The organism is Acinetobacter endophylla (assembly GCF_053543775.1).
Genome location: NZ_JBLVOM010000059.1, coordinates 1 through 9,074 on the forward strand (window position 1 = coordinate 1; position 9,074 = coordinate 9,074).

The 9,074-nt window shown below is 33.7% G+C and carries 8 protein-coding genes; 6 read left to right on the forward strand and 2 right to left on the reverse strand.

Annotated features, from left to right (window positions below):
* Positions 1-24 precede the first annotated feature (24 nt).
* The 6 genes from ACNPNW_RS04685 (at position 25) to ACNPNW_RS04710 (ending at position 6,505) form a co-directional block, all read left to right on the forward strand.
* On the forward strand, positions 25-432 hold the full coding sequence (locus ACNPNW_RS04685) for a transposase (protein ID WP_448766611.1): 408 nt from the start codon (positions 25-27) through the stop codon (positions 430-432).
* Between the two features lie 1,220 nt (positions 433-1,652).
* A complete protein-coding gene (locus ACNPNW_RS04690; RefSeq protein WP_151835049.1) occupies positions 1,653-2,099 on the forward strand; it encodes a DotD/TraH family lipoprotein in 447 nt (148 codons plus the stop codon).
* 37 nt (positions 2,100-2,136) lie between these two features.
* The gene (locus tag ACNPNW_RS04695) at positions 2,137-2,946 is read left to right on the forward strand and encodes a type IV secretory system conjugative DNA transfer family protein (RefSeq protein WP_005005889.1); all 810 of its coding nucleotides are present in this window, start codon (positions 2,137-2,139) and stop codon (positions 2,944-2,946) included.
* A 27-nt stretch (positions 2,947-2,973) separates the two neighbouring features.
* A complete protein-coding gene (locus tag ACNPNW_RS04700; RefSeq protein WP_448766608.1) occupies positions 2,974-4,269 on the forward strand; it encodes an ATPase, T2SS/T4P/T4SS family in 1,296 nt (431 codons plus the stop codon).
* A gap of 305 nt (positions 4,270-4,574) precedes the next feature.
* On the forward strand, positions 4,575-5,681 hold the full coding sequence (locus tag ACNPNW_RS04705; protein ID WP_005028638.1) for a ParM/StbA family protein: 1,107 nt from the start codon (positions 4,575-4,577) through the stop codon (positions 5,679-5,681).
* A 203-nt stretch (positions 5,682-5,884) separates the two neighbouring features.
* On the forward strand, positions 5,885-6,505 hold the full coding sequence (locus ACNPNW_RS04710; protein WP_448766609.1) for an SAM domain-containing protein: 621 nt from the start codon (positions 5,885-5,887) through the stop codon (positions 6,503-6,505).
* A 45-nt stretch (positions 6,506-6,550) separates the two neighbouring features.
* On the opposite strand, the gene ACNPNW_RS04715 is transcribed toward ACNPNW_RS04710, so the two are convergent.
* Entirely contained in the window at positions 6,551-7,612 is a 1,062-nt protein-coding gene (locus ACNPNW_RS04715; protein WP_448766610.1) for a ParB/RepB/Spo0J family partition protein, read from the reverse strand.
* Between the two features lie 9 nt (positions 7,613-7,621).
* Positions 7,622-8,458 (reverse strand): ParA family protein, encoded by an 837-nt coding sequence (locus tag ACNPNW_RS04720; protein ID WP_038350086.1) that lies wholly within the window; start codon positions 8,456-8,458, stop codon positions 7,622-7,624.
* Between the last annotated feature and the right edge of the window lie 616 nt (positions 8,459-9,074).

Genomic DNA, 9,074 nt, shown 5'->3' on the forward strand with positions numbered 1-9,074 from the left:
GGTGATGTTCATGCGGTTGATGCAATAAGATTAAAACGAGTTAATGTCATGGGGTGTTTGCTTTCAACGGGGAAACTGGTGACAAGTTGTTTACAAGAGTCAGTTACAAGCACTTGGTTTTATGCCTATTTAACTGGAATAGCTCAACAAGTAAAACAGACTTATAACCTTCCATTGGTTCTTATTGTTGATAATGCCTCGATTCATAGAAGTAAAAAGATGGCTGATTACAGAGAGCTACTTAAAAGTAACTTTTCGACGAATTTGTATTTTATTCCAGCTTATAGCCCTGAGTTAAATCGAATCGAGATGGTATGGAAGCAGATGAAATATTATTGGCGAGATTTTCAAGTCATGACAGCTGATAAAATAGAGCAATGGGTGGAGAGAGTATCAAACCAATTCGGAAAAGAATACATGTTTACTTTTTAATGACAGCTTATCTAAATGTTTATCAATCTTTTGCTTAAGCTCAATATCATATTTAGTCTTAGTAGAATACGGAAAATCTTCTATACGGCTTGTATATTCTTTTAATGTCTTTAGATAGCTATTAGGATTCTCAAAACTGCTCACCACTACCACCCTTAATCCACATGCAAAACATGAGCACATACTACAACGTTAAACACCTTTCTAAAAGTACTCGTTAAAACGTTTTTCACTTTAAGCAAAATGTTTTTCACTTTTAAGCCCAATAAATGCAAATGTCTTTTTTGACTCCTCTCTTGTTAGTACAGTGGAAAAATCAAAAAAATGAAGTTGAGAAATCATAAAAACACAGTGGGCCTTTTTTACAGTGAAGTGCTTGATATGCGTAGTTTCAATAGTCTTTTGCCAGTACTGATGCCTTAAATTTTTAGGGATAAATACGACTCTAAGCACATCATTATTGCAGTTTAATTGGTGTTTAAGGTGTAAAACTTTATATTTAAGATGCACAGCACTAAACCATAGGGTAGGTTTTAACAAGTAGCAGTTGTAATGTCTTTAAAGTTTTAAATTAGTAATGGTATATACCAAGATGCATTTTTTCTTCAAACAGTTTTTATCAATTTATTTAACATTAAAGAAGCTGACTTATAAATAAATTGCATTATCCACATTAATATTTTTATTGTTAATTAAAAAAGTATATAAACATCTTTATTAATGTAGTTCTATATTGTAAAATATAAATTACAGTATTAACAATATTTTAAGTAAAAAATAAACTAAATCTAGTTTGTTATTTTCTGTATAAAATTTATTCTAAAAAAAGAACAATAAAGATAATAAAAAGAAAGAATAAGACTATAAAGGATTATAAAAGACGTCTAGCAAACTATAAGAGCTCATTTACTCTCTACAATTGTTTGAAAAAAGTACGTTGTATTTCCATTTCAGATAAGTACTACTAAAAAAAAGCATTGTGTTGGACAGACAATGCACCTAAAAAGAGTATTTTTTTCAGATTTGTCTTGTTTAGGCCAGGTACGACTGCCTAAAGAACGGCCTTAGATATACGTTAAAGCTTATAAATTAGGTTTAAGCGAGTGTCTAAAAGTCGGCTTTATACCTTTTAAGGGGTTTTTTATAATTAATAAAGTGCATTTTAAAAGTTTTTAGACTAAAATCATTTTGTCTTTATACCCACTTAATCCGGAGTAAAAATGAAGCACAATAAAAAGCTTTTAAGCGTTCTTGCAATTGGTTTAATGATGTCTGGATGTGCTAGTCGTGATGTAACGCAATTAAACGTAGCAAGCCCTTTATCTATTATATCTGAAGCATCTCAAGAGGCTTTAATTGCACAACAGAATTTAAAGAACTCTACTGCAATTCAAATGCAAACTGCTCAGAAGAAACAAGGTAGCATCAACCATGACCTTTTAAATATCGACTACATAGGCGATCCAATACCTTTAATTAAAAGTATTTCTAGCCAATACGGATACCGTTTTGTAGAATCTGGTCCTACCCATGAGCTTCCAATTGTTAATTTTAATAAAAAGCGTGTTACGGGTGTAGAAGCTTTACGCAATATTTCTGCATATTTAAATACTGCTTCGATAACTCTAGATCATCAAAATAAAAGTATTTTATTGACTTATAACTAACACCCTTTAAATCCTTTTATAAATATCTGGAGTTTTTATGGACTACTCTAATAATGCTTCATTACAAGAGCTACTAAACCCATCTAACCAGTCTTCTTTAGAAGTTCATGTTAGTAATGTTGAACAGCAAGCTCGTTATGAAGCCATGCTTGAATTGGTTAAGCAAAAAGGTATTAAGTTAGGGATCAATACGTATTTAAGCAACTCTCGTGAGGTCATCAAAAGCCAAGAGCGTAACCTTGATACAATCTTTAACTTTAAACCTTACATGATCAAAGGTGTTGTTGTTCCCCCGGTTATTATTGAATCAAAAGATGTAACTGAGACACCTAATGCCATGTCGTACAAGACGACTAAGCAGACTTATAAAATCTTGAAACAAGCTCGTTTCAGTACTCGTGCACCTGATTGGCGTCAGTACCTTGTTTTCCCTACACTTGATAGCAATGTCGATTACGTGACTTTCATTCCGAAAGAAATGTTACCAGCTAACGAACAAGAACGAAAAATATGGAAAGAGACTGCTGCTAAGTCTTATGAAATGGGTTTAGTTGAGGGCCGAAATATTGTTGAAGATGCAGTAGATCGTCTTAAACGAGATTATTTGGGGATGGTTACTTTCCATAAGTTTGTTTTAGAGGGCAAGTTATCAATGCCAGCAATTAGCAGTCAATCACTGGCTGTTACTTCTACACAAGACACTATTGCTCTTGATATGAAATTGCTTCAAATCCAACAATTACCGCAGTTCAATTCAAATATTGAAACTTGGAAACCAATTCTCCAACCTGAACAAATTGCACCTAGCTATCAAATTCCAAAAATTAACCTTGTTAGCGAACCTTAAGTTCGCTAACTCAATTGGAAGTTTTAAATGCAAATGAAGGTTTCGACATTAAAAGCAAAATCTGCATTATTTGATGTTAACAAGATTAAAGGATCTGAAAATAAGATTCTGACAGCTACCAAAGACATTCGCAAAGACTACGATTCTAGTCGTGGTTTTGGTTTGGCTACATTAACAGCCATAACGACATACAAAGATCCGAAACAAGGGTTTAAAAGTCGCGATGAATTTGAAAGTCTTCTATATGAAGCATTAGCTCATGGTGCTTCAGATATTTTCATTAGTCCAGATCGCCCCATCACAATGATGAAAGACTTGGACTTATATTCGTTAACACACCGTATTATCAATCGTGATGAAGCTTTACACATCCTAAGAACGATTGCTGATGAAAATGCCTACTTAGTCCTTATTAATAATAAGTTTATTAATAAGGCATATCGTATTCTGCAGAAAGACGCTTCAGGTAAGGAAACTCGTTATAACTTTCGTGTGAACGTATCTCGAACTTCGTATCGTGGATCTGGAGATTCTTTTCAGATAACGTTACGTACAATTTCTGGCATCCCCCCTCACTTTTCAAAAGTGGGTTTAGATGAAGATTTCATCAATAGATCACTACCTCACAATGGTTGCTACATCATCGGCGGTATCACTGGTTCTGGTAAAAGTACAACACTAGCTTCAAATATTCGCTATGTGTTGGAAAATAATACTCATATTCGTGGAAATATTTTAACTCACAATGAGCCTATCGAATACGAGTATGACGCAATTGAAAGCACACACAGTATTGTTAGTCAAAGTGAAATCCCCAATAACTTCGAGACTTTTGCGGATGCAAATAGAGAGGCGATGCGTAGACGTCCTGCTGCAGTTGAAATCGGTGAATTGCGAGATAAAGAAACAATTTCTGCAGCTCTAGAACTTTCTTTAACTGGCCACCCTGTTTTTGCAACGGTTCACGCAACCACAGTAGACAAAATTATTCCACGTATGTTGAAGCGCTTTAAGCATGAAGAACATCTTCAGGCTGCAGCTGACATTATTGGTTCAGTTTATACATTGATTGCTCAACGTCTTGTTAAAGATGTGAACGGCAAGGTATTTGCTGTAAGGGAACACTTAATTTTTTCACCTCAACTTAAAGAACAATTGCTTTTAATTGATGATATTCATGATCAACAGAAGTTTATTCGAGAGTTAATGATTAATTCTGATGGTTCAGATCCAAACATCAGTAAGAGTTTCAGGAAACAAGCTGACGATCTACTCAAAGCTGGTCGTTTGCATGAAGACTACTATTACAAACTGATTTATTAAGAGGCGAATATGGATGATCAATATGCACACTGGTCGCAATTTAGATTAAATCTAATCCTATGGGGCGGTTTAAACGGATATTTGTTTATACCTTTTCTAGCTGTTGTTATTAAGTTTTCCTTGTTCAAACTTATGCTTTTCATCGGCTTGATAGTAGCAACATTGGTTATTGAAAAAGTATTTAAATACAAATACAGCTATATCCCCTCTGCTCTTAGACGCTTAGTTTTTGGGGGCAATAAATACACTAGACGCGGTAGAAGACGTTACTCGTTGTAAATCTTGAAAAATTGAAAGGTAAACTTATGAAAAATACTCAAAATGAAAAACCAGCGATTGAAGAACGTTATATTGTTCTAGGTATTGATGATGGACATGGCGGTACAAAGCTTTATGCTGGTCTAGATCCAGATGGAAATGAAATCAAACTGACTATTCCTAGTATTGCTTATTCAGGAAAAGTCCTCACTGGCGAAGAGGAATCTACTGACTATTATGTGGTTAAAGTTAATGAAAACCTTTATACAGTTGGTAAGAAGATCAATAGTAGTGTTCCTCTAGATACCAGAACAGATGAATACCCGACATCTGAATATAACAAGGCACTAATACACCAGGCAATTAAGGCCTATATTGACCTTATCGGAACATATGATGGTAGAGCGTTTGCAATCGCTACTTCACTTCCTGTTAGTCGCTATTACACACCTGAAAAAACCAAAAACATGCCACTTATTGATATGAAAACTAATTTTCTACTCAATGGTGATGTTTGCTACAACTTAAAAGATCATAAAGCTGGTAAACCGCTTAATATCATTAAAAGACATATTGTTAAATGTGAAGCTCAAACGGCTTATTTTAATGAGATTATTGATGTACACGGAAACGGGTCAGAAGATAGTGATCTTTTAATAAGTTCTGAATGTGCTGTAATCGATATTGGCGGTAAAACCACTGATATTGTAGTCACATTAGATGGAGGAAACATGCTTGATGGCCATCGTTCTACATCACGTAACCTTGGTATTCTTACCATCTATGAACGAATCACTAGCTTAATTCTTGAATCTGGCTATAAAACGGTTAACGCTAACTGGCTAGATTTCGCACTAAAATCTGGAACTTATGGTATAGGATCTCAAGCCAAAGATATTACAGGTTTAATTCAGCAAGCTAAAAACGAATTCATGATCGAATTAAATAACTTTATCTCTAAACAGATCGGTGGAGGAGATGATTTAGCATTAGTATTATTTTGTGGAGGCGGTGCAGCTTTTCTTGAAAAAGAGATTAAAGAAAAGTACGACTTACCGAACGTAAGAATCGCAGAATCACCAGAGTACGCCAATGCTAAAGGTTTATATAAGTTAGCTAAATACATGTATAAAATGTACGCAGAAATCAAATGACAGATTCAAACTACATACAACTATCCTATCAATTAATTCACTTAACAAGAGAAGATCTTGATGTGATTAGTAGTGTTAATAGAAATCTACCAGGTCTAGACTTAAACGCTTTTAGTTTAAGTCTGCTGTATTTGTGATTTATCTTTTGTACTGACAAGCAGAAGATTTTTCTAAATGCGCCAGTGCAAAATGAAATAGACGAGATGTTTGCACAGCCTGTACGAATGAAAATAGATAAAAATGCAAATCAAAAACTATTTAATTCAATTAAAAAACATCCTCAAGGAAAGCTTCGTAGAAATTACATAACTGCTGTTTTACATGCTGGTATAGCGGTTCTAATTGAGCTTTCATACCTTTATAAGTTGTATGAAGTTAATGAGGATATGGCAAGCCTATATTCTGTCAATTCTTTCCTATTAAGGTTTGGTTTAAGTACTTGTGTTGAAACATACACCAAGTTTAATACTGCTTACTATGTGTATGATATTGAATATCTTGAAAAAAAGTATCTTGATCATATCACCATACAAATACCAGAAAGTAGTAAGGAGAAAAGTGAACAATCACCTAAAAAGCCCGTAACTGATTCTATCAAGAGCAAGGAGGTTCCTGTTCAAAAAGCAGTTAAGATAAAGGAAGCTAAACATACTGAACATAAAAACATTCAGGACCACTCCCCTACCGTTGAAACATCTCAAAATACCGAAACATCCGAAATTAACAATGCTAAACCAAGTCAAAACGTATCTGAATCAAAACCAGTAACCAATCCAAGTAATTCGGATTGGCTTAACAAAACTTTTAATCCAGATCTATTATAAAAAAACCGGCAATGCCGGTTTTTTTTCATTCAAAGTTTTGAAACTTCAATCATTCAAGCTCTTAAAAAACTCTTCAATTTTTCTAGCTTTCTCTTCTGTAATATCGGCATCCAAGGCTACTCGCAACTTAAGTACACTCTTACCTTTGGTACCACATTCAGAACTCATAGAACCAAATTTAACGCCCTTATCTGTTTTAAAATCGAATTTATTCTTACTCGATTGTTCTTCAGTAGTAGCTTCTTCAGTTTTTTCAGGCTTAGTCGCCTTATTTGCTTTTTCTTCTTCACTCAAAATAGCTATAAATCCTTTATGACGCTTGCCCGTGGATTTAAAGTCTTCAACGTATTTATCCCATTCTGGTCTTAACAAGTCGAAAATTGCTTTTTCGGTTTTAGTTTCTAAAGCTTTATTTATTGCGGTATTCACTTCTTGAGCAATATATCCAGAAATTAGCTCAGGATCTTCGTTCAAAGAGTCCAAAATGAACTCAGGTAAGTCTAGAATATATTTGAGACGGAAATACTTCGACTTATCAATCGCAAATTTTTCAGTAACAAATTCATAACTTTCAAAAGGATAACCGAACTCTTCACATAATTGCTTGATTTTTAATATGCTTTCAAAATCTGTAAGATTATGTCTAGCAGTATTATCCAATAAAGCTGTTATAGCAGCTTTATCATCATTCATAGATGTTTTAACTAAAGCAGTAATTCTCTTTAGCTTTAAAATCTCTTTAATTGCTCTAAAACGTCTCTCACCAGCAATTAACTCGTAACGATTACCCTTCTGTCGAACTGTAATTGGGTTAATTTGTCCATTAATTTCTATATCAGCAGCCAAAATTGGCAACTTCTCATATACACGTTTATTCATGATACGTGGTTGATAAGGTGATGGATCAATTAAATCAATGTCGATTGATTCTAAATGAGATCCGCTAACAATATTTTTTGTTTCTCGCTTAGCTAGTGGGTTAAGACTCCCCTCTTCTATGGCTGGAGTCGCTGTATTTTCTTTTACATCAGTAACTTGAGCGTCACTCCCTGTTGCATTAGCAACAGGTGTTTTTTTCATGCTTTTTACTTTATCTTTAAAGTTCATATCAGCACCTTATAATTTTTTGTATTCAGAAACCATTAGATCTACAAGTTGATTAATTGCTTGTTTTGCTGGTGTTTCTTTTCCAGCATCCAGATCAAATACGGAACACTTAACATATGATGCTTGACTAAAAACCGTAGCATTTGGAATACAGATTAATTCCTTATTTACCAGTTTTTCTTGTAATTTTGGTTGAGCATATTCATTGCGAATATCTTCAGCCAAGGTAAGATCCACTGTATTACGCTTGTTATAAAAGTTTAGTACTGGCGATAGAATTTTTAAATCTGGATTGCTTGTCTCTAAATCATCCATAGAGTTAAGTATATCTTCCAAACCCTGAATACTGTATTCACCCTGTAATGGAATTAATAAACTGTTTGATGCTAACAAAGCATTAAAAGTTAAAGTTTCCATTCGCGGTGGACAATCTAACAAAATAAAGTCGAAATCCCCTTTTATCTTTCTTAATACACTTCTAATAATTTCATTAGGAACTGGACTAGAACGCTGAATATTGATCTCAACATCACGAATGTTTTTAGCACAAGGAATCAAAGATACATTTTCAAAGTTGGTTTTATCTGGACCTTGTATAACATCGTGGATGTTAATTGTTTTATAGTTTTCAAAAATATCTTTTAGAGTGCCATCTATATCGTCAATATCTGGAACATTTGAAATATGTTTTGTTGCATTACGTTGGCTATCTAAGTCGATTACTAAAACCGTATAACCTAATTTTCCAAGCTTAGCAGCACAATTCACCGTAGATGTTGTTTTGCCCACACCACCTTTAAAATGGATGCTTGTACAAATATAAGTTTTTCCTGAGTTCTTTTCCATTTTTCAATCACCTTTCAAGTAAAGTCAAACAATACAATATTTGAAAAATATTTAAAATACTTTTTCACTTTATTTTTAATATATTTTAACTTTTTCAATCTATATGCCTAACATGTGTCCATATCTTATGTGTTTTTCATTATCAGACTGATAACAGCTTTAGATTCCTTAGCGTGGTTTTTTTCATTATCAGGCTGATAACAGCTTTCGATTCTTAATCGTTGATTTTTTCATTATCAGGCTGATAACGGCTTTCGATTCTTAATCGTTGATTTTTTTATTATCAGGCTGATAACAGCTTTCGATTCTTAATCGTTGATTTTTTCATTATCAGACTGATAACGGCTTTAGATTCTTAATCGTTGGTTTTTTCATTATCAGACTGATAATGGCTTTCGATTCCTAATCCTGGTTTTTTCATTATCAGACTGATAACGGCTTTAGATTCTTAATCGTTGGTTTTTTCATTATCAGACTGATAACAGCTTTAGATTCCTAAGCGTGGTTTTTTCATTATCAGACTGATAACAGATTTAAATTCTTACTCATGGTTTTTTCATTATCAGGCTGATAACGGCTTTAAATTCTTACTCATGGTTTTTTCATTATCAGGCTG